The organism is Bifidobacterium saguinibicoloris (assembly GCF_019331725.1).
GTDB lineage: Bacteria > Actinomycetota > Actinomycetes > Actinomycetales > Bifidobacteriaceae > Bifidobacterium > Bifidobacterium saguinibicoloris.
Window position 1 is genome coordinate 67,063 of record NZ_JAHBBF010000008.1, and the last position, 16,371, is coordinate 83,433.

Consider the following 16,371-nt stretch of genomic DNA (forward strand, 5'->3'; position numbering starts at 1 on the left):
TGGACGCGGACGAGCCGGACCGGACCGGCTACGGTGCCGGCCGCGCGCCACGCCGTCGGGGCTACTTCGCCGTATCGCCCTCCGCGTTGGTGATGGCCTCGGCGATGTTGTCCCGTGAGAAATCGTGGTTGCGGTAGTCGGGGTTGTCCACCGGCAGGTGCGTGACGAGCGTGTCGAACACCTGGCTCAGGATCTCGCCCCGTTCGAGCACCGCGTCGAGCACATGCCCGCCGATGGAATGGTCGTCGGCGAGGAAATGCTCGTGGAATCCCGCGACCGCGGCGCCGTGGAACATCACCGGGGAGAAGTAGCCGAGCATCGTGCCGCGCACGTCATGGCCGAGGAAGATCGCCTGACGGTCGGCCACCTCCTCCAACGTGGGATAGGGGGCCTGCTGTTTGATGACCGCGCGCGTCTTGATGAAGCTGAACGTGCCCCGCACGATGACCGAGAAGAACGTGTTCGCACGCCCGTTGGCCTCTACGATGCGCCGGTTGAGCTCCTCGAGGCCAATGTCGCCGCGCTCGCACTGGTATTGGAACGCCGCGCGGTGCATGTTCGCGAACGGCAGCGTCAGGTCGTCCGGCACCGCCTCGACCTCGCCGGTCCGTCCGACCTTCCACGCCTTGCCTTCGAGGATGATGATCTCCCCGTCGAGGCCCTCCCCGGTGCCGATGCCGGTGTCGCCATGGGTGAGCAGCTCGCCCATCGTGGTGGTGCCCTCCAACAGTCCCGGCACCAGCAGCGCCAGCGTGCCGTGCTGGTAGAGCACGTTCGCCCGGTGTTCGTGGATCGGCTCGATGGCCTTGCCTTTGAGTTCGCTCACGATTCGTAATATAAGGAACGGTCCGTTTCCCCGGCAAGGGCCCGTTCGGGGCCGCGGACGTGACTTCCCTCACAGCGAACGGGCGCGGATGCGCTCCGGCGATTGTGCAGAGGTGGGTATAGCGTATTCGCGTGCTTTCCGGGGGCGGGAGACCATCGCAGCGGCGTGATGGATGGGCGCCCCGACGTATGGCACGGGAAGAAGTATGCGTCATATGGCAAGGCAGATGAAGCGGCATCCCGGCAGGACCCTGACCCGCGAGGAATCGTACGTCGACGGCAGGCTCACGCACGTCGCGTTCGTCTCGCTCGCCATCCTCACGTTCATCACGTTCGTCGGCAACTTCACGCAGCTGCAGCTGAGCGCCGCGCTGCCGTCCATCGTCGACGAGTTCCATATCAACGTCACCACCGGGCAGTGGCTCACCTCCGTCTTCCAGCTGGTGATGGGCGTGATGGTCCCGTTGACCGCGTTCCTCACGCGCCGCTTCTCCACCCGTCAGATCGTCATCGTCTCGATGGCGGTGTTCACGATCGGCTCGGTATGCGCATGGCTCGCCCCGTCGTTCCTGGTCCTGCTGCTCGGGCGTGTGCTCGAGGCGGTCGGCACCGGCGTGATGTGGCCGGTGCTGCAGATCACCGTGTTCTCCATCTACCCGTTGTCCCGTCGCGGCGCCGCGATGGGGATGGTCGGCATCGCGATGAGCGTCGCCCCGGCCATCGGCCCCACGCTCGGAGGCCTCCAGACCGACGCGAACGGATGGCGCTCCATCTTCCTGACGCTGACCGTCATCGGCGCCGTCTCCCTGGTGGCCGCATGCCTGTGGCTGCATGACTTCGGCGAGCACGACGCCACGGCCCGGGCCGACTTCTTCTCCGTGTCCCTTTCGATCTTCGGCTTCGGCGGTCTCATGTTCGGCTTCACCAACATCGAGAACTATCCGTTCGCCGACCCGATGGTCTGGGGGTCGATGCTCGTCGGCGTCGTCGGCATCGTCTGGTTCGTCATGCGGCAGGTCCGTCGCGCCCATATATATAAGGAGCACGTCGCGAAGGACGCCGCGTCCGTTCCGTCCGATGCCGCGGATGCCGCGGAGCCGTCGCGCGGAGGGCGCGCCTCCGCCGCCCCCGAGCCGCCGCTGCTCGACCTCGGCGTGCTCAGGAACCGTTCGTTCACCGTGGGCACGCTGACCGCGTCGCTCGCGTTCTTCGCGTTCAGTTCGATTCTGGTCATCATGCCGCTCTATATCCAGAACGACCGCGGTTTCTCCGCCACGATGAGTGGCCTCATCATGTTGCCCGGCGCGATCGGGCAGTGCATCTCCCAGCTGTTCGGCGGCAAGGCGCTCGACCGGTTCGGCGCGAGGCCGGTGGCGTTGTTCGGCGCCATCGTGCTCACTGTGGGTACGATCGGCATGAGCCTCATCTCGTCCGACACGTGGATCTGGTGGGTGTCGATCTGCCAGTTCGTGCGTCAGATTGGCATGGGCTCGCTGCTCATGCCGATCACCACGTGGTCGCTCAACTGCCTGGATCCGGAGGAGATCTCCGCGGGCTCCGCGGTGACGAATACCGCGCGTCAGGTGGCGGGCGCGATGGGCGCGCCGATCCTCGTCATCCTCATGGAGACGTTCACCGCCATGTATCACGCGGGCGGCATGGGCGCCGTCGCCGCCAACATCGCCGGCATCCAGTGGGCGCTGCGCATCTCCGCCGCCCTGTGCCTCGCCATGGTCATCCTCGTGGCCGCAGGCGTGCGCGGCAATGGTGCAGGCTCCGCGCATGACGCCGCCCGCCGTGCGATGGCCCGTCTGCGCCGCTAGCGGTCTGAGGCAGCAAGGCAGCCGTGAGGCAGGAAGACGGCATGCGGCGTACGACATTCGACTTGCGATACGCGACACGCCGCATTCCTTTAACCCCGACTTCGTCCAACCCCGGTGATTAGATACTCAAGTTGCCTGATTTGGGCTCGCACATTGGAAATAACAAAGCGAGCGCGGGCCGTGAACCGTGGAAGCGGGAAACGGAAGCCGCGCACTGATGTCGGATGACCGCCAGAGGACGTATGTCCAAGGGAGGCCATGCGCGCCGGTGCCCTCAAGAAAGCAGGCTGGTAACCAGTACACGAATCGCTAGAAAGGGCGGACGGCAATGGCGGGACAGAAAATCCGCATCAGGCTTAAGTCCTATGACCACGAGGTCATCGACCAATCGGCGAAGAAGATCGTCGAAACGGTGACGAACGCGGGCGCAACTGTTGTTGGCCCCGTTCCGCTGCCGACCGAGAAGAACGTCTTTGTTGTTATTCGTTCTCCTCACAAGTACAAGGATTCTCGCGAGCACTTCGAGATGCGCACGCACAAGCGTCTCATCGACATCGTGGACCCGACCCCGAAGGCCGTGGATTCCCTGATGCACATCGATCTGCCTGCGGACGTCAACATCGAGATCAAGCTGTAAGGGAGGAGGGAACCGCAATGTCGCAAAGGAAAGATTGCAAGGCGCTGCTGGGCAAGAAGCTCGGCATGACCCAGGTCTGGGACGAGAACGGATTCTTCGTGCCCGTCACGCTGCTGGACGTCTCCACCAACGTGATCACCGCTATCAAGACCCCGGAGACCGATGGCTACACCGCCATCCAGATCGGCTACGGCCAGATCGATCCGACCAAGGTGACCAAGCCGCTCGCCGGCCACTTCGCCAAGGCCGGCGTCACCCCGCGCCGTCACCTCGTCGAGGTGCGCGAGGACAACGCCACCGAGTATGAGGTGGGCCAGGAGCTCGCCGCCGACATCTTCGCCGAGGGCGCCGAGGTCGATGTGACCGGCACCACCAAGGGCAAGGGCTTCGCCGGCACCATCAAGCGTTGGGGCTTCAAGTCCTACCGCCGTACCCACGGCTCCCACAAGAACGAGCGTCGCCCCGGCTCCGTCGGTGCATGCGCCACTCCGAGCCGTATCCTCAAGGGCAAGCGCATGGCCGGCCGCATGGGCCACGTCACCGCCACCGCCCAGAACCTCGCCGTCGTCTCCGTCGACGCCGAGAACGGCATCCTCGCCATCAAGGGCGCCATCCCGGGCCCGAAGGGCGGCATCGTTCTCGTCCGTTCCGCGGTGAAGGGAGCCTGATAAGCCATGGCTAACGTTACTCTCAACATCACCGACGCCCAGGGTCAGAACAACGGCACCGTCGAGGCCCCTGTCGAGATCTTCGGCATCTCCGCCGAGGACGTGCAGGCCCACGTTCCGCTGATCCACCAGGTCGTCATCGCCCAGCTCGCGGCCGCCCGTCAGGGCACCCACGCCACCAAGACCCGCGGTATGGTCTCCGGCGGCGGCAAGAAGCCGTGGAAGCAGAAGGGCACCGGTCGCGCCCGTCAGGGCTCCATCCGCGCCCCGCAGTGGTACCACGGCGGTGTCGTGTTCGGCCCGCAGCCGCGTGACTACTCCCAGCGCACCCCCAAGAAGATGAAGGCCGCCGCCCTGCGCTACGTGCTGTCCGACCGCGCCAACGCCGGTCGCGTCGCCGTGGTCGACTTCGGCATCGGCGAGACCCCGTCCACCAAGGCCGCCATCGCCGCCCTGAACCCGGTCATCGGCGAGAAGTTCGCCACCATCGCGTTCACCCGCGACCAGGTCAACGAGTGGATGTCCGTGCGCAACCTTCCGTATGTCCACCCGATTTTCGTCGATCAGCTCAACACGTACGACGTGGTCACCGCGCAGTACGTCGTCTTCACCAAGGAGGCCTTCGAGGCCTTCGTGGCGGCGAAGACCAAGAAGGAGGCCTGATTTTCATGGTCGCTATTCACAAGCCGGCTCACGACATCATCCTCAAGCCCGTCGTGTCCGAGAAGAGCTACGCCCTGTCCGATCGCGGCCAGTACACCTTCGTGGTGGCCCCGACCGCCAACAAGGTGCAGATCAAGCAGGCTATCGAGCAGATCTTCAATGTCAAGGTGACGAACGTCAACACCCTCAACCGCGCCGGCAAGAAGCAGCGCACCCGCACCGGTTTCGGCCGTCGCGTCAACGAGAAGCGCGCGATCGTGACCGTCGCCGAGGGCCAGACGATCGACATCTTCGGTAACTGAAGGCTAGCCGAGAAAAGTTAAAGGAAGAACTACATTATGGCTATCCGCGTTTATAAGCCGACTTCCGCAGGCCGTCGTAACGCGTCCGTCTCGGACTTCTCCGAGATCACGCGCTCCACGCCGGAGAAGTCGCTCGTTCGCAAGCTGTCCAAGACCGGCGGTCGTAACTCCTACGGCCGTATGACCTCCCGCCACCGCGGCGGCGGCCACAAGCGTCAGTACCGTCTCATCGATTTCAAGCGCTGGGACAAGGACGGCGTGCCCGCCAAGGTCGCTCACATCGAGTACGACCCGAACCGTACCGCCAACATCGCCCTCCTGCACTACGCGGACGGCGAGAAGCGCTACATCATCGCCCCGAAGGGCATCAAGCAGGGCGACGTCATCGAGACCGGCGCCCAGGCCGATATCAAGCCGGGCAACAACCTGCCGCTGCGCAACATCCCGACCGGTACCGTCGTGCACGCGATCGAGCTGAAGCCGCTCGGCGGCGCCAAGATCGCCCGCTCTGCCGGTGCCTCCGTCCAGCTCGTCGCCAAGGACGGCGCCTACGCCCAGCTGCGTATGCCGTCCGGCGAAATCCGCAACGTCGACGCGCGCTGCCGCGCGACCGTCGGCGAGGTCGGCAACGAGGACCACGCCAACGTGCAGCTCGGCAAGGCCGGTCGCGCCCGTTGGATGGGCAAGCGCCCGATCACCCGTGGTGAGTCCATGAACCCGGTCGACCACCCGCACGGCGGTCGTACCCGCGGTGGCAAGCCGCCGGTTTCCCCGTGGGGCAAGGGCGAGGTTCGTACCCGTCGTCCGAAGAAGGCTTCGAACAAGATGATTGTCCGTCGTCGTCCGAATGGCAAGAACCGCAAGTAAGGAAGATTCGAAGAGATGACTCGTAGCATCAAGAAGGGCCCCTTCGTCGACGCCCACTTGCAGAAGAAGGTCGACGAGCAGAACGAGAAGGGCACCAAGAACGTCATCAAGACGTGGTCCCGCCGTTCGATGATCACCCCCGATTTCATCGGACACACGTTCGCAGTCCACGATGGTCGCAAGCATGTCCCGGTGTTCGTCACCGAGGCCATGGTCGGCCACAAGCTCGGTGAGTTCGCCCCCACGAAGACCTTCAAGGGTCACGTGAAGGACGACAAGAAGGCCCGCCGCTAAAGGAGAGCATGACTTATGGAAGCTAAAGCAATCGCTCGTCACGTCCGCGTGACGCCGCGCAAGGCTCGCCGCATGGTCGACCTCATCCGAGGCAAGCAGGCGACTGAAGCCATCACCATTCTCAAGTTCGCCCCCCAGGACGCGTCCCTGCCGGTTCGCAAGGTCCTGGAGAGCGCCATCGCCAACGCGCGCGTCAAGGCCGACAAGGCCGGCGAGCCGTTCCGCGAGAACGACCTGTTCATCAAGGAGACCTACGTGGACGAAGGCGTGACGCTCAAGCGTTTCCGCGCCCGCGCCCAGGGCCGTGCCGCTCGCATCAACAAGCGCACGAGCCACATCACGGTCGTCGTCGCCAGCAAGGAAGGAGCCCGCTAAAGATGGGTCAGAAGATCAATCCGTTTGGCTACCGCCTGGGCATCACCGAGAACCACCGCTCCAAGTGGTTCTCCGATTCCAACAAGGCCGGCGAGCGTTACTCCGACTTCGTGCTTGAGGACGACAAGATCCGCAAGGAGATGAACAAGGACCTCGAGCGCGCTGGTGTGAGCAAGATCGTCATCGAGCGCACCCGTGACCGCGTCCGCGTCGACATCCACACCGCCCGTCCGGGCATCGTGATCGGCCGCCGCGGCGCCGAGGCCGAGAAGGTCCGCGCCAAGCTCGAGAAGCTCACCGGCAAGCAGGTCCAGCTCAACATCTTCGAGGTCAAGAACGCCGCGCTGGACGCCCAGCTCGTCGCCCAGGGCATCGCTGAGCAGCTGACCAACCGCGTGACCTTCCGTCGCGCCATGCGCAAGGCCCAGCAGGACGCCATGCGCGCCGGTGCCAAGGGTATCCGCATCAAGCTCTCCGGCCGTCTCGGCGGTGCGGAAATGAGCCGTTCCGAGTTCTACCGCGAGGGTCGCGTCCCGCTGCAGACCCTCCGCGCCCTGATAGACTACGGCTTCTTCGAAGCCAAGACCACCTACGGCCGCATCGGCGTCAAGGTGTGGATCTACAAGGGCGACATGACCGAACGTGAGTTCGAAGAGCAGCAGGCCCAGCAGAACAACCGTCCCGGCCGTCGCGGCGATCGCCGTCCGCGCCGTGGCAACCGCAACGCCGGTGCCGCCCGTCAGCAGAACGAGGCCCCCAAGGCCGAGTCCGCCGCCGAGGCTCCCGCTGCCACGGAAACGAAGGAGTGAGCAAGAATGCTTATCCCAAAGAGGACCAAGTACCGCAAGCAGCACCGCCCCGTGCGTTCTGGCATGTCCAAGGGCGGCAACGAGATCAACTTCGGTGATTACGGCATCCAGGCGATGGCCCCGGCCTACGTGACCAACCGCCAGATCGAGGCCGCGCGTATCGCCATGACCCGCTACATCAAGCGTGGTGGCCGCGTGTGGATCACGATCTTCCCGGATCGCCCGCTGACCAAGCACGCCCTCGGCGCCCGAATGGGTTCCGGTAAGGGTACGCCTGAGTTCTGGATCGCCAACATCCACCCCGGTCGCGTCATGTTCGAGATCGGCGGTGTCTCCGAGGACGTCGCTAAGGAAGCTCTGCGTCGTGCCATCGACAAGCTCCCCATGAAGTGCCGTGTGATTGCTCGTGAAGGCGGTGACATCTGATATGGCAGTCGGAACCGAAGAATACTCGATCAAGAATCTCAACGAGAAGACCAACGCGGAGATCGAGGGCTTCCTGAAGAAGTCCAAGGAAGAGCTGTTCAACCTGCGCTTCCAGCACGCCACCGGTCAGCTCGAGAACACGGCTCGTCTCAAGGCCGTCAAGCATGACATCGCCCGCATGTACACCGTGCTGCGCGAACGTCAGCTCGGCATCACCTCTGAGCCGGCCGCCGAAACCGCTAAGGAGAACTGATCATGGCTGAAGAGCGCAACTTCCGCAAGGTTCGTCGCGGTTACGTCGTGTCCGACAAGATGGACAAGACGATCACCGTCGAGCTCGAGAAGCGTTCGACCCACCCGCTGTACGGCAAGGTCGTGCGCACCACCAAGAGGGTGAAGGCCCATGATGAACACAACGAGGCCCGAATTGGCGACCTCGTGAGTATCATGGAGACTCGGCCTCTGAGCAAGACCAAGCGTTGGCGTCTCGAATCCATTATCGAGCGCGCCAAGTAAAAACAAGTTCGGCAAGGCTCGCCGTCCACCGGGCGCGGTATGAATAGGTATTCTGTGCTTATTCCTCTACCGCGCCCGGTGTGCGGGGAGAACCAGCTCGGCTAAGGAGAATCAATGATTCAGCAGGAAACGCGGCTTCATGTCGCCGACAACACGGGTGCCAAGGAACTCCTTGCCATCCGCGTGCTCGGTGGTTCGAAGCGACGCTATGCCGGCCTGGGCGACGTCATCGTCGCCTCGGTCAAGGACGCGATCCCTGGCGGATCGGTCAAGAAGGGCGACGTGGTCAAGGCCGTCGTCGTCCGTACCGTCAAGGAGTCCCGTCGCGTGGACGGCTCCTACATCAAGTTCGACGAGAACGCCGCCGTCATTCTCGGCTCCGGCCGTGAACCGAAGGGCACTCGTATCTTCGGACCGATCGCCCGTGAGCTTCGCGACAAGAAGTTCATGCGCATCGTGTCCCTCGCCCCGGAGGTGATCTGACATGGCAGCCAAGATCAAGAGCGGCGACCAGGTGAAGGTCATCCGCGGCAAGGACCGCGGCAAGGAGGGCAAGGTCCTCCGCGTGCTGCCCAACGACCGTCTGATCGTCGAAGGCGTCCAGATCGTCAAGAAGCACGTCCGCGCCACCCAGCAGGGCCAGCAGGCCGGCATCGTCTCCGTCGAGGCGCCGATCCACCGTTCCAACGTGATGGTGATCGACCCGGAGACCGGCAAGCCGACCCGCGTGGGCATCATCGTCAAGCAGGAAGCGCGTGACGGCAAGGTCAAGAACGTGCGCGTCCGCGTCGCCAAGAAGTCCGGAAAGGAGCTGGCATGAGCGACACCACTACCGTCGAAGCGCCGGCCACCCCGCGCTTGAAGGTCCAGTACAACGAGCAGATCGTCCCCGAGCTCGAGAAGGAGTTCAAGTACTCCAACCCGATGCAGGTGGCCCGCGTGCAGAAGGTCGTCGTCTCCATGGGCGTCGGCGCCGCCGCGCGTGACTCCAAGCTCATCGAGGGCGCCGTCAAGGACCTCACCCTGATCACCGGCCAGAAGCCGAAGATCACCAAGGCCAAGAAGTCCGTCGCGCAGTTCCACCTGCGTGAGGGCCAGGCCATCGGTGCGTACGTCACCCTGCGTGGCGACCGCATGTGGGAGTTCCTCGATCGTCTGCTGACCATGGCGCTGCCGCGTATCCGCGATTTCCGCGGCATCAACGGCCACCAGTTCGATGGTCAGGGCAACTACAACTTCGGCCTGACGGAGCAGTCCATGTTCCACGAGATCGACCCGGATTCGATCGATCACCAGCGTGGTATGGACATCACCGTCGTGACCAGCACCAAGGACGACAAGGAGGCCTACGCGCTGCTCAAGCACCTCGGCTTCCCCTTCAAGGAGAACTGATATGGCAAAAACCGCTCTTAAGAACAAGGCGGCCGGCAAGCCGAAGTTCAAGGTGCGTGCCTACACGCGTTGCCAGGTCTGCGGCCGTCCCCACTCCGTCTACCGTAAGTTCGGCCTGTGCCGCATCTGCCTTCGCGAGAAGGCCCACCGCGGCGAGCTCCCCGGCGTTACGAAGTCCAGTTGGTAAACATCGACGCTGAAGGTCCGCGGCCCTAGCCCCCTCGCGGGGGCCGGCGGCGGAAACCACGGCGAGAAAGGGCACTAGCCCACATGACAATGACAGATCCGATCGCAGACATGCTTACGCGTCTGCGTAACGCGAGCGCGGCGAAGCACGAGACCGTGGACATGCCGTACTCCAAGTTCAAGAAGAACATCGCGGAGATCCTGAAGCGCGAAGGCTTCATCAAGGACTTCACCGCCAAGGAGGCCAAGGTCGGTCAGACCCTTGAGGTCACCCTCAAGTACGGCCCCAACGGCGAGCGTTCCATCCAGGGCATCAAGCGCGTCTCCAAGCCGGGCCTGCGTCGCTACGCGAAGTCCGACTCCCTGCCGATGCCGCTCGGTGGCCTCGGCATCGCCATCATCTCGACCTCGTCGGGACTGCTGACCCAGAAGGAATGCCTCGACCGAGGCATCGGCGGCGAGATCGTCGCCTACGTGTGGTGAGAAAGGAGAGCTGACACATGGCATCGCATATTGGTAAGCTCCCCATCGCCATCCCCGCTGGCGTTGAGGTCAAGATCGACGGTCAGAACTTCGAGGCCAAGGGCGCGAAGGGCTCCGACTCCTACGTCCTGCCGGAAGGCATCTCCGCCTCCGTGGAAGGCAACGAGATCATCGTCGTGGCCGCGGACGACCTCCGTCCGACCCGTGCGAAGCACGGTCTGGCCCGCTCCATCATGGCCGGCATGGTCAAGGGCGTGCACGATGGCTACTCCAAGACCCTCGAGATCGTCGGCACCGGTTACCGCGCCGTCGCCAAGGGCAAGGGCATCGAGTTCTTCCTCGGCTACTCCCACACCATCACGGTGAACCCGCCGGAAGGCATCACGCTGAAGGTCACCGACCCGACCCACGTGGTCGTCGAGGGCACCGACAAGCAGCAGGTCGGCCAGGTCGCCGCCAACATCCGCAAGCTGCGCGCCCCGGAACCCTACAAGGGCAAGGGTGTGAAGTACGCCGACGAGCATATTCTGCGCAAGGCTGGAAAGGCTGGTAAGTGATATGAGCGTCAAGATTCTCGGTAAGGGCAAGAAGGTCGCTCGTCTGCGCCGCCACGCCCGCATCCGCAAGCACATCATCGGCACCGCCGAGCGTCCGCGCCTGGTGGTCAGCCGTTCCAACCGCCACATGGTGGCCCAGATCGTCGACGACACCGTGGGCAAGACCCTCGTGTCCGCCTCGACCCTGACCGCCGACTTCGCCGGCTTCGAAGGCACCAAGGTCGAAGCCGCGAAGAAGGTCGGCCTGCTCGTGGCCGAAAAGGCCAAGGCAGCCGGTATCGAGGCCGTCGTGTTCGACCGCGGTGGCAACAAGTACACCGGTCGTGTCGCGGCCGTCGCCGAAGGCGCCCGTGAGGGAGGTCTGGCACTGTGAGCGAAGAAACGAAGGAAACCCAAGTGGCTGAAGAGACTCAGAACACTCAGGCTGCTCCGGCTGAAGAGAACAACAACGACGAGCGTCGTGGTGGCCGCCGTGGCGGTCGTCGCGGCGAAGGCCGCCGCGGTGAGCGTCGCAACCGTCGCGAAGAGAACAAGGGCGATGAGCTCCTCGATCGCGTCGTGACCATCAACCGCGTGTCCAAGACCCACAAGGGTGGCCGTACGTTCAGCTTCGCCGCCCTCGTGGTGGTCGGCGACGGCAACGGCACCGTGGGTGTCGGCTACGGCAAGTCCCGTGAGGTTCCGGCCGCCATCGCCAAGGGCCAGCTGGACGCCAAGAAGCACATGTTCAGCGTGCCGCGCGTCCGCGGCACCGTCACCCACCCGGTGATCGGCCACGACGCCGCGGGCACCGTCCTGCTGCGCCCGGCCGCCCCCGGTACCGGCGTTATCGCCGGTGGCCCGGTGCGCGCCGTCATGGAGTGCGCCGGCATCACCGACGTGCTGACCAAGTCCATGGGCTCCCCGACCGCCATCAACATGGTCCGCGCGACCGTCGCCGCCCTCAAGCAGCTTGAGGAGCCGGAGGAGATCGCCGCCCGTCGTGGACTCTCCCTCGAGGAGGTCGCCCCGGACGCCCTGCTGCGTGCCCGCGCCCTCGGCATCGCCGAGGCCCGCAAGGCCCGTGAAGAGGCCCAGGCCGCCAAGGCCGCCGAAGCGAAGGATGGTGAGTGAGCATGGCCAACCTGAAGATTACGCTCCACCACGGTCTCGTGAACCGTACGCCGAAGCAGCGCGCCACCGCCCAGACCCTGGGCCTGCGCAAGATCGGCCAGACGGTCGTCCGTGAGGACACCAAGTCCGTGCGTGGCATGGTGCTCGTCCTGCGTCACCTGGTCACCGTTGAGGAGGTCGACTGATTATGGCAGACAACGAGATCCTGCAGATGCATGACCTGAAGCCCGCCCCGGGCGCCAACAAGGATCGTACCCGCGTTGGCCGTGGTGAGGGCTCCAAGGGCAAGACCGCCGGCCGCGGCGCCAAGGGCCAGACCAAGCGCAACCACGTGCGTCCTGGCTTCGAAGGCGGCCAGCTGCCGCTGTACATGCGCCTGCCGAAGCTGCGCGGCTTCCGGAACCCGTTCAAGACCGAGTTCCAGGTCGTCAACATCGCCAAGCTCGCCAAGCTCTTCCCGGAGGGCGGCGAGGTGTCCGTGGCCGATCTGGTCGCCAAGGGCGCCGTGCGCGATGGCTTCCCGGTGAAGGTCCTCGCCGAGGGCGAGACCTCCGCCAAGTTCACGCTCAAGGGCGTGAAGGCCTCCGCCTCCGCCAAGGCGAAGATCGAGGCCGCCGGCGGCAGCATCGTCGAGGACTGATCCCCGACCTGACGCCACCGCAGGCATCATAGGAAATGACCCCCTTGCGTCTCGTACGCAAGGGGGTCATTCCGTATCGAAAGACGACCGTGTGACGGGTCACGTCGGACGGCCGACGTGACGTACGGGGGACGTGCGGAGGACATGCGGCGGATGTACGCCGGACACCGCGCGACGGTCCTCAGACGTGGAACACGGTGGCGCAAAGTAGGCACAATAGGCTATGCTCGTGCGTTAGCGTTCAAAAACGAGCATGCGTAGCCGTGCGCGAGGCACGGCATAGGAGGAACCCAGGTGAGGACGTTAATCCAGGCCCTGAAGACGAAGGAGCTTCGCAAGAAGATTCTCTTCGTACTGTTCATCATCATCATCTACCGCATTGGATCGTTCATCCCCACCCCGGGCGTGGACTACACCGTGGCCCAGAAGTGCATCGCCACCCTGCAGGGCAACCAGGAGAACTTCGTCGGCCTGGTCAACCTGTTCTCCGGCGGCGCCATGCTCCAGCTGTCGATCTTCGCGCTGGGCGTCATGCCGTACATCACCGCATCCATCGTGGTCCAGCTGCTGCGCGTGGTCATCCCGCGCTTCGAGGCCCTCCACAAGGAAGGCCAGTCCGGCGAGGCCAAGCTCACGCAGTACACGCGTTACCTCACCATCGGCCTCGCGGTGCTTCAGTCCACCACCATCCTCGTCACCGCACGCTCCGGCGCGCTCTTCAACTACTCCTGCTCCCAGGTCATCCCGGACGGCTCCGTCTGGAACCTCATCGTCATGGTGCTCATCATGACCGGCGGCACCGGCCTCATCATGTGGATGGCCGAGCTCATCACCGACAAGGGCATCGGCCAGGGTATGTCCGTGCTCATCTTCATGTCCATCTGCTCCGGCTTCCTGCCGCAGCTGTGGGAGATCGGCTGGGGCACCAACGGCACCGACGGCGACTGGACCAAGTTCGCCATCGTCGTCTCCGTCCTCGTCGTCATCCTCATCTTCGTGGACTTCGTCGAGCTGTGCCAGCGCCGCATCCCCGTGCAGTACACGCGCCGCATGATCGGCCGCAAGATGTACGGCGGCTCCTCCACCTACCTGCCGCTGAAGATCAACATGTCGGGCGTCATCCCGCCGATCTTCGCCTCGTCCATCCTGGCCATCCCGACCCTCATCGCCCAGTTCGGCAAGTCCGGACAGTCCTGGGTCGACTGGATCAACGCGAACCTGGCCGACACCACCAGCGTCTGGTACATCGCCCTGTACGCCCTCATGATCGTGTTCTTCTGCTTCTTCTACACGTCCATCACGTTCAACCCGGACGAGACGGCCGACAACATGAAGCAGTACGGCGGATTCATCCCGGGCATCCGCGCGGGCAACGCCACCAGCCGCTACCTGAACTACGTGATGAACCGACTCAACACGGTCGGCGCCGTCTACCTGCTCTTCGTGGCGCTCATCCCGACAGTCCTCATCATGGCGCTCGGACTCAACACCAAGCTGCCGTTCGGCGGCACCACCATCCTGATCATCGCGGGCGTCGGCCTTGACACGCTTCGTCAGGCCAAGGCCCAGACCGAACAGTTCCAGTACGCCGGATTCCTGTTCGAAAACACCGACCACGTCGAAGGAAAGTGAGGCAATAACATGCGTCTTCTCATCATGGGCCCCCAGGGCGTCGGCAAGGGCACCCAGGCCGCGCTGCTCGCCGAGCACTACGGCATCCCGGCCATCTCCACCGGCGACATCTTCCGCGCCAACATCAAGGGCAAGACCGAGCTCGGCCTCAAGGTCATCGCCTACACCGACAAGGGCGAGCTCGTCCCGGACGAGCTGACCAACTCCATCGTCAAGGACCGCCTCGCGCAGGACGACGCCAAGAACGGCTGGATCCTCGACGGCTACCCGCGCAACGCCGCCCAGGTCGAGGCGCTTGATGCCATGCTCGAGGAGCTCGGCACCCCGCTCGACGCGGTCGTGGCGCTCGACGCCGACCACGAGGTCCTCATGCACCGCATCGCCAAGCGCGCCGAGGAGCAGGGCCGTACCGACGACAACCCGGAGGCCATCGCCAAGCGCCTCGCCACCTACGCCAAGGAGACCGCGCCGCTGCTGGACACCTACAAGTCCCGCGGCCAGCTCGTCGAGATCGACGGCGTCGGCGACATCGACGCCATCCAGAAGAACATCGTCGCCGCGCTCGACGCCCGCTGACCCGATCGGCGGCCATCGACCCGCGACACGCAGGGGCCGGACCATCTGACACGCCATGTGTCGGATAGTCCGGCCCCTGTGTATTCTAGTAGTTTGGTGTGTCTTAGGATGCACCTCATGTAATGCAGCCAATCCAACGGAAGCGGGAGCCCATGGCAAAAGACGGTGTGATTGAAGTCGAAGGACGGGTGGTCGAAGCCCTTCCCAACGCGATGTTCCGCGTCGAACTCGAGAACAAGCACATCGTGCTCGCCACCATCTCCGGCAAGATGAGGAAGAACTACATCCGTATCCTTCCCCAGGACCGCGTGGTGCTCGAAATGAGCCCGTACGATCTCAACCGTGGCCGTATTACGTACCGTTACAAGTAAGGTACAAGCAAAGGAAAACCATGAAGGTCAGCCCTAGTGTCAAGAGGATCTGCGAGAACTGCCGCGTGATCCGTCGTCACGGCCGCGTCATGGTGATCTGCACCAACCCCCGCCACAAGCAGCGTCAGGGCTGAGAGCAGATTCTCCAGCGGCACAACCAATAAGGCACTCATTCACAGTGCTTCCCGCAAGGGAACGACACTGAACCACGGGTACGTAGGCCCGTGCCGGAACGCCGGACGAGTGGGTGCAAGACCTACGTCAACCAGAAGGAATCGCAATGGCACGTCTTGCCGGAGTCGACATCCCCAATGAGAAGCGCATCGAGATCGCCCTCACCTACATTTTCGGTGTGGGTCGCACTCGTGCCAAGGAAACGCTTGCCGCGACCGGTATCAACCCGGACATCCGCGTCAAGGATCTGACCGACGAGCAGCTCATCACGCTGCGTGACTACCTCGAGGCCAACTACAAGATCGAGGGCGATCTGCGTCGTGAGATCGACGCGGACATCCGTCGCAAGATTCAGATCAACTGCTACCAAGGCCAGCGTCACCGTAAGGGACTTCCCGTGCGTGGTCAGCGCACCAAGACCAACGCCCGCACCCGCAAGGGCCCGAAGCGCACGGTCGCCGGAAAGAAGAAGGCCACCAAGTAGTAGGTGGCGCGATCCGGGCCACGGGGTCACACCCATCGCCACGGACCATCCAATCAAGCAATTAGTTCGTTACAAGGAAACGAGGGTCAATGGCAGCGCCAAAGCAAGCCGCTCGTAAGCCCCGTCGTCGCGATCGCAAGTCGATCCCGGTCGGCCAGGCTCACATCAAGTCCACTTTCAACAACACGATCATCTCGATCACCGATCCGTCCGGCGCCGTGGTGTCCTGGGCCTCCGGTGGCGATGTCGGCTTCAAGGGCTCCCGCAAGTCCACGCCGTACGCCGCTGGCATGGCTGCCGAGTCCGCCGCCCGCAAGGCGATGGAGCATGGTGTGAAGAAGGTCGACGTGTTCGTCAAGGGCCCGGGTTCCGGTCGTGAGACCGCCATCCGTTCCCTGCAGTCCGCCGGTCTCGAAGTCGGTTCCATCACCGACGTCACCCCGCAAGCGCACAACGGCGTTCGTCCCCCGAAGCGTCGTCGCGTCTGAGCACTACTAGACAATATTCATCCAACCCGCTTTTCCCGGTGAGTGCACCACCGGTCAAAAGCTGAAAGGA

Annotated in this window: 29 protein-coding genes; 28 read left to right on the forward strand and 1 reads right to left on the reverse strand. The window is 64.0% G+C overall.

Going from position 1 to position 16,371, the window contains the following annotated elements; all coding sequences use genetic code 11:
• Positions 1 to 61: 61 nt before the first annotated feature.
• Complete coding sequence (gene budA, locus KIH78_RS06540; RefSeq protein WP_214314032.1) at positions 62 to 826, reverse strand: acetolactate decarboxylase; 765 nt, start codon at positions 824 to 826, stop codon at positions 62 to 64.
• Positions 827 to 1,040: 214 nt separating this feature from the next.
• Here budA and KIH78_RS06545 point away from each other — a divergent pair, with 214 nt between their 5' ends.
• The 28 genes from KIH78_RS06545 (at position 1,041) to rpsK (ending at position 16,301) form a co-directional block, all read left to right on the forward strand.
• Complete coding sequence (locus tag KIH78_RS06545; protein ID WP_236034477.1) at positions 1,041 to 2,648, forward strand: MDR family MFS transporter; 1,608 nt, start codon at positions 1,041 to 1,043, stop codon at positions 2,646 to 2,648.
• A 328-nt stretch (positions 2,649 to 2,976) separates the two neighbouring features.
• Positions 2,977 to 3,285: a 30S ribosomal protein S10 gene (gene rpsJ, locus KIH78_RS06550; RefSeq protein ID WP_003808013.1), complete on the forward strand. Its 309-nt coding sequence runs from the start codon at positions 2,977 to 2,979 to the stop codon at positions 3,283 to 3,285.
• Between the two features lie 17 nt (positions 3,286 to 3,302).
• Entirely contained in the window at positions 3,303 to 3,953 is a 651-nt protein-coding gene (gene rplC, locus KIH78_RS06555; protein WP_214314036.1) for a 50S ribosomal protein L3, read from the forward strand.
• 6 nt (positions 3,954 to 3,959) lie between these two features.
• On the forward strand, positions 3,960 to 4,616 hold the full coding sequence (gene rplD / locus KIH78_RS06560) for a 50S ribosomal protein L4 (RefSeq protein ID WP_214314038.1): 657 nt from the start codon (positions 3,960 to 3,962) through the stop codon (positions 4,614 to 4,616).
• A 5-nt stretch (positions 4,617 to 4,621) separates the two neighbouring features.
• Positions 4,622 to 4,918: a 50S ribosomal protein L23 gene (gene rplW / locus KIH78_RS06565; RefSeq protein WP_214314040.1), complete on the forward strand. Its 297-nt coding sequence runs from the start codon at positions 4,622 to 4,624 to the stop codon at positions 4,916 to 4,918.
• Between the two features lie 36 nt (positions 4,919 to 4,954).
• The gene (gene rplB, locus KIH78_RS06570) at positions 4,955 to 5,785 is read left to right on the forward strand and encodes a 50S ribosomal protein L2 (protein WP_214314054.1); all 831 of its coding nucleotides are present in this window, start codon (positions 4,955 to 4,957) and stop codon (positions 5,783 to 5,785) included.
• A 15-nt stretch (positions 5,786 to 5,800) separates the two neighbouring features.
• Positions 5,801 to 6,079, forward strand: a complete 279-nt coding sequence (gene rpsS, locus KIH78_RS06575) for a 30S ribosomal protein S19 (protein WP_003814508.1) — start codon at positions 5,801 to 5,803, stop codon at positions 6,077 to 6,079.
• A 15-nt stretch (positions 6,080 to 6,094) separates the two neighbouring features.
• Positions 6,095 to 6,454, forward strand: coding sequence for a 50S ribosomal protein L22 (rplV, locus tag KIH78_RS06580; RefSeq protein ID WP_214314056.1), 360 nt, complete (start codon positions 6,095 to 6,097; stop codon positions 6,452 to 6,454).
• A 2-nt stretch (positions 6,455 to 6,456) separates the two neighbouring features.
• Positions 6,457 to 7,263, forward strand: a complete 807-nt coding sequence (rpsC, locus tag KIH78_RS06585) for a 30S ribosomal protein S3 (protein WP_214314064.1) — start codon at positions 6,457 to 6,459, stop codon at positions 7,261 to 7,263.
• A gap of 6 nt (positions 7,264 to 7,269) precedes the next feature.
• A complete protein-coding gene (rplP, locus tag KIH78_RS06590; RefSeq protein WP_214314066.1) occupies positions 7,270 to 7,689 on the forward strand; it encodes a 50S ribosomal protein L16 in 420 nt (139 codons plus the stop codon).
• Between the two features lies 1 nt (position 7,690).
• Positions 7,691 to 7,942 (forward strand): 50S ribosomal protein L29, encoded by a 252-nt coding sequence (gene rpmC / locus KIH78_RS06595; RefSeq protein ID WP_214314068.1) that lies wholly within the window; start codon positions 7,691 to 7,693, stop codon positions 7,940 to 7,942.
• Positions 7,943 to 7,944: 2 nt separating this feature from the next.
• Positions 7,945 to 8,205, forward strand: a complete 261-nt coding sequence (gene rpsQ, locus KIH78_RS06600) for a 30S ribosomal protein S17 (RefSeq protein WP_214314070.1) — start codon at positions 7,945 to 7,947, stop codon at positions 8,203 to 8,205.
• 114 nt (positions 8,206 to 8,319) lie between these two features.
• Positions 8,320 to 8,688: a 50S ribosomal protein L14 gene (rplN, locus tag KIH78_RS06605; protein WP_163197700.1), complete on the forward strand. Its 369-nt coding sequence runs from the start codon at positions 8,320 to 8,322 to the stop codon at positions 8,686 to 8,688.
• A gap of 1 nt (position 8,689) precedes the next feature.
• Entirely contained in the window at positions 8,690 to 9,025 is a 336-nt protein-coding gene (gene rplX, locus KIH78_RS06610) for a 50S ribosomal protein L24 (RefSeq protein WP_214314072.1), read from the forward strand.
• Positions 9,022 to 9,597: a 50S ribosomal protein L5 gene (gene rplE, locus KIH78_RS06615; RefSeq protein ID WP_219131730.1), complete on the forward strand. Its 576-nt coding sequence runs from the start codon at positions 9,022 to 9,024 to the stop codon at positions 9,595 to 9,597. Before rplX ends, rplE begins: the two co-directional genes overlap by 4 nt.
• A gap of 1 nt (position 9,598) precedes the next feature.
• Positions 9,599 to 9,784 (forward strand): type Z 30S ribosomal protein S14, encoded by a 186-nt coding sequence (locus tag KIH78_RS06620; RefSeq protein ID WP_003814530.1) that lies wholly within the window; start codon positions 9,599 to 9,601, stop codon positions 9,782 to 9,784.
• 83 nt (positions 9,785 to 9,867) lie between these two features.
• Entirely contained in the window at positions 9,868 to 10,266 is a 399-nt protein-coding gene (gene rpsH / locus KIH78_RS06625; RefSeq protein WP_214314082.1) for a 30S ribosomal protein S8, read from the forward strand.
• Between the two features lie 17 nt (positions 10,267 to 10,283).
• Positions 10,284 to 10,823 (forward strand): 50S ribosomal protein L6, encoded by a 540-nt coding sequence (gene rplF / locus KIH78_RS06630; RefSeq protein ID WP_214314084.1) that lies wholly within the window; start codon positions 10,284 to 10,286, stop codon positions 10,821 to 10,823.
• 1 nt (position 10,824) lies between these two features.
• Positions 10,825 to 11,196 (forward strand): 50S ribosomal protein L18, encoded by a 372-nt coding sequence (gene rplR / locus KIH78_RS06635; RefSeq protein WP_214314086.1) that lies wholly within the window; start codon positions 10,825 to 10,827, stop codon positions 11,194 to 11,196.
• Entirely contained in the window at positions 11,193 to 11,936 is a 744-nt protein-coding gene (rpsE, locus tag KIH78_RS06640; protein WP_214314088.1) for a 30S ribosomal protein S5, read from the forward strand. The genes rplR and rpsE overlap by 4 nt, the downstream gene beginning before the upstream one ends.
• Positions 11,937 to 11,938: 2 nt before the next feature.
• Complete coding sequence (rpmD, locus tag KIH78_RS06645) at positions 11,939 to 12,121, forward strand: 50S ribosomal protein L30 (protein WP_214314090.1); 183 nt, start codon at positions 11,939 to 11,941, stop codon at positions 12,119 to 12,121.
• A 2-nt stretch (positions 12,122 to 12,123) separates the two neighbouring features.
• Positions 12,124 to 12,576, forward strand: coding sequence for a 50S ribosomal protein L15 (gene rplO / locus KIH78_RS06650; RefSeq protein ID WP_214314092.1), 453 nt, complete (start codon positions 12,124 to 12,126; stop codon positions 12,574 to 12,576).
• A 294-nt stretch (positions 12,577 to 12,870) separates the two neighbouring features.
• Positions 12,871 to 14,208, forward strand: a complete 1,338-nt coding sequence (gene secY / locus KIH78_RS06655; RefSeq protein WP_219131731.1) for a preprotein translocase subunit SecY — start codon at positions 12,871 to 12,873, stop codon at positions 14,206 to 14,208.
• Between the two features lie 9 nt (positions 14,209 to 14,217).
• Positions 14,218 to 14,784: an adenylate kinase gene (locus KIH78_RS06660; RefSeq protein WP_214314096.1), complete on the forward strand. Its 567-nt coding sequence runs from the start codon at positions 14,218 to 14,220 to the stop codon at positions 14,782 to 14,784.
• 152 nt (positions 14,785 to 14,936) lie between these two features.
• Positions 14,937 to 15,155 (forward strand): translation initiation factor IF-1, encoded by a 219-nt coding sequence (gene infA, locus KIH78_RS06665; RefSeq protein WP_004268611.1) that lies wholly within the window; start codon positions 14,937 to 14,939, stop codon positions 15,153 to 15,155.
• Positions 15,156 to 15,175: 20 nt separating this feature from the next.
• Positions 15,176 to 15,289, forward strand: a complete 114-nt coding sequence (rpmJ, locus tag KIH78_RS06670) for a 50S ribosomal protein L36 (RefSeq protein WP_003814578.1) — start codon at positions 15,176 to 15,178, stop codon at positions 15,287 to 15,289.
• A gap of 146 nt (positions 15,290 to 15,435) precedes the next feature.
• A complete protein-coding gene (rpsM, locus tag KIH78_RS06675) occupies positions 15,436 to 15,813 on the forward strand; it encodes a 30S ribosomal protein S13 (RefSeq protein WP_014484255.1) in 378 nt (125 codons plus the stop codon).
• An 89-nt stretch (positions 15,814 to 15,902) separates the two neighbouring features.
• A complete protein-coding gene (gene rpsK / locus KIH78_RS06680) occupies positions 15,903 to 16,301 on the forward strand; it encodes a 30S ribosomal protein S11 (RefSeq protein ID WP_003814580.1) in 399 nt (132 codons plus the stop codon).
• Positions 16,302 to 16,371 lie beyond the last annotated feature (70 nt).

Coding starts and splice junctions, on each gene's coding strand:
- KIH78_RS06545 (WP_236034477.1), top strand. CDS start 1,041: ATGGCAAGGCAGATGAAGCGGCATCCCGGCAGGACCCTGACCCGCGAG.
- rpsJ (WP_003808013.1), top strand. CDS start 2,977: ATGGCGGGACAGAAAATCCGCATCAGGCTTAAGTCCTATGACCACGAG.
- rplC (WP_214314036.1), top strand. CDS start 3,303: ATGTCGCAAAGGAAAGATTGCAAGGCGCTGCTGGGCAAGAAGCTCGGC.
- rplD (WP_214314038.1), top strand. CDS start 3,960: ATGGCTAACGTTACTCTCAACATCACCGACGCCCAGGGTCAGAACAAC.
- rplW (WP_214314040.1), top strand. CDS start 4,622: ATGGTCGCTATTCACAAGCCGGCTCACGACATCATCCTCAAGCCCGTC.
- rplB (WP_214314054.1), top strand. CDS start 4,955: ATGGCTATCCGCGTTTATAAGCCGACTTCCGCAGGCCGTCGTAACGCG.
- rpsS (WP_003814508.1), top strand. CDS start 5,801: ATGACTCGTAGCATCAAGAAGGGCCCCTTCGTCGACGCCCACTTGCAG.
- rplV (WP_214314056.1), top strand. CDS start 6,095: ATGGAAGCTAAAGCAATCGCTCGTCACGTCCGCGTGACGCCGCGCAAG.
- rpsC (WP_214314064.1), top strand. CDS start 6,457: ATGGGTCAGAAGATCAATCCGTTTGGCTACCGCCTGGGCATCACCGAG.
- rplP (WP_214314066.1), top strand. CDS start 7,270: ATGCTTATCCCAAAGAGGACCAAGTACCGCAAGCAGCACCGCCCCGTG.
- rpmC (WP_214314068.1), top strand. CDS start 7,691: ATGGCAGTCGGAACCGAAGAATACTCGATCAAGAATCTCAACGAGAAG.
- rpsQ (WP_214314070.1), top strand. CDS start 7,945: ATGGCTGAAGAGCGCAACTTCCGCAAGGTTCGTCGCGGTTACGTCGTG.
- rplN (WP_163197700.1), top strand. CDS start 8,320: ATGATTCAGCAGGAAACGCGGCTTCATGTCGCCGACAACACGGGTGCC.
- rplX (WP_214314072.1), top strand. CDS start 8,690: ATGGCAGCCAAGATCAAGAGCGGCGACCAGGTGAAGGTCATCCGCGGC.
- rplE (WP_219131730.1), top strand. CDS start 9,022: ATGAGCGACACCACTACCGTCGAAGCGCCGGCCACCCCGCGCTTGAAG.
- KIH78_RS06620 (WP_003814530.1), top strand. CDS start 9,599: ATGGCAAAAACCGCTCTTAAGAACAAGGCGGCCGGCAAGCCGAAGTTC.
- rpsH (WP_214314082.1), top strand. CDS start 9,868: ATGACAATGACAGATCCGATCGCAGACATGCTTACGCGTCTGCGTAAC.
- rplF (WP_214314084.1), top strand. CDS start 10,284: ATGGCATCGCATATTGGTAAGCTCCCCATCGCCATCCCCGCTGGCGTT.
- rplR (WP_214314086.1), top strand. CDS start 10,825: ATGAGCGTCAAGATTCTCGGTAAGGGCAAGAAGGTCGCTCGTCTGCGC.
- rpmD (WP_214314090.1), top strand. CDS start 11,939: ATGGCCAACCTGAAGATTACGCTCCACCACGGTCTCGTGAACCGTACG.
- rplO (WP_214314092.1), top strand. CDS start 12,124: ATGGCAGACAACGAGATCCTGCAGATGCATGACCTGAAGCCCGCCCCG.
- KIH78_RS06660 (WP_214314096.1), top strand. CDS start 14,218: ATGCGTCTTCTCATCATGGGCCCCCAGGGCGTCGGCAAGGGCACCCAG.
- infA (WP_004268611.1), top strand. CDS start 14,937: ATGGCAAAAGACGGTGTGATTGAAGTCGAAGGACGGGTGGTCGAAGCC.
- rpmJ (WP_003814578.1), top strand. CDS start 15,176: ATGAAGGTCAGCCCTAGTGTCAAGAGGATCTGCGAGAACTGCCGCGTG.
- rpsM (WP_014484255.1), top strand. CDS start 15,436: ATGGCACGTCTTGCCGGAGTCGACATCCCCAATGAGAAGCGCATCGAG.
- rpsK (WP_003814580.1), top strand. CDS start 15,903: ATGGCAGCGCCAAAGCAAGCCGCTCGTAAGCCCCGTCGTCGCGATCGC.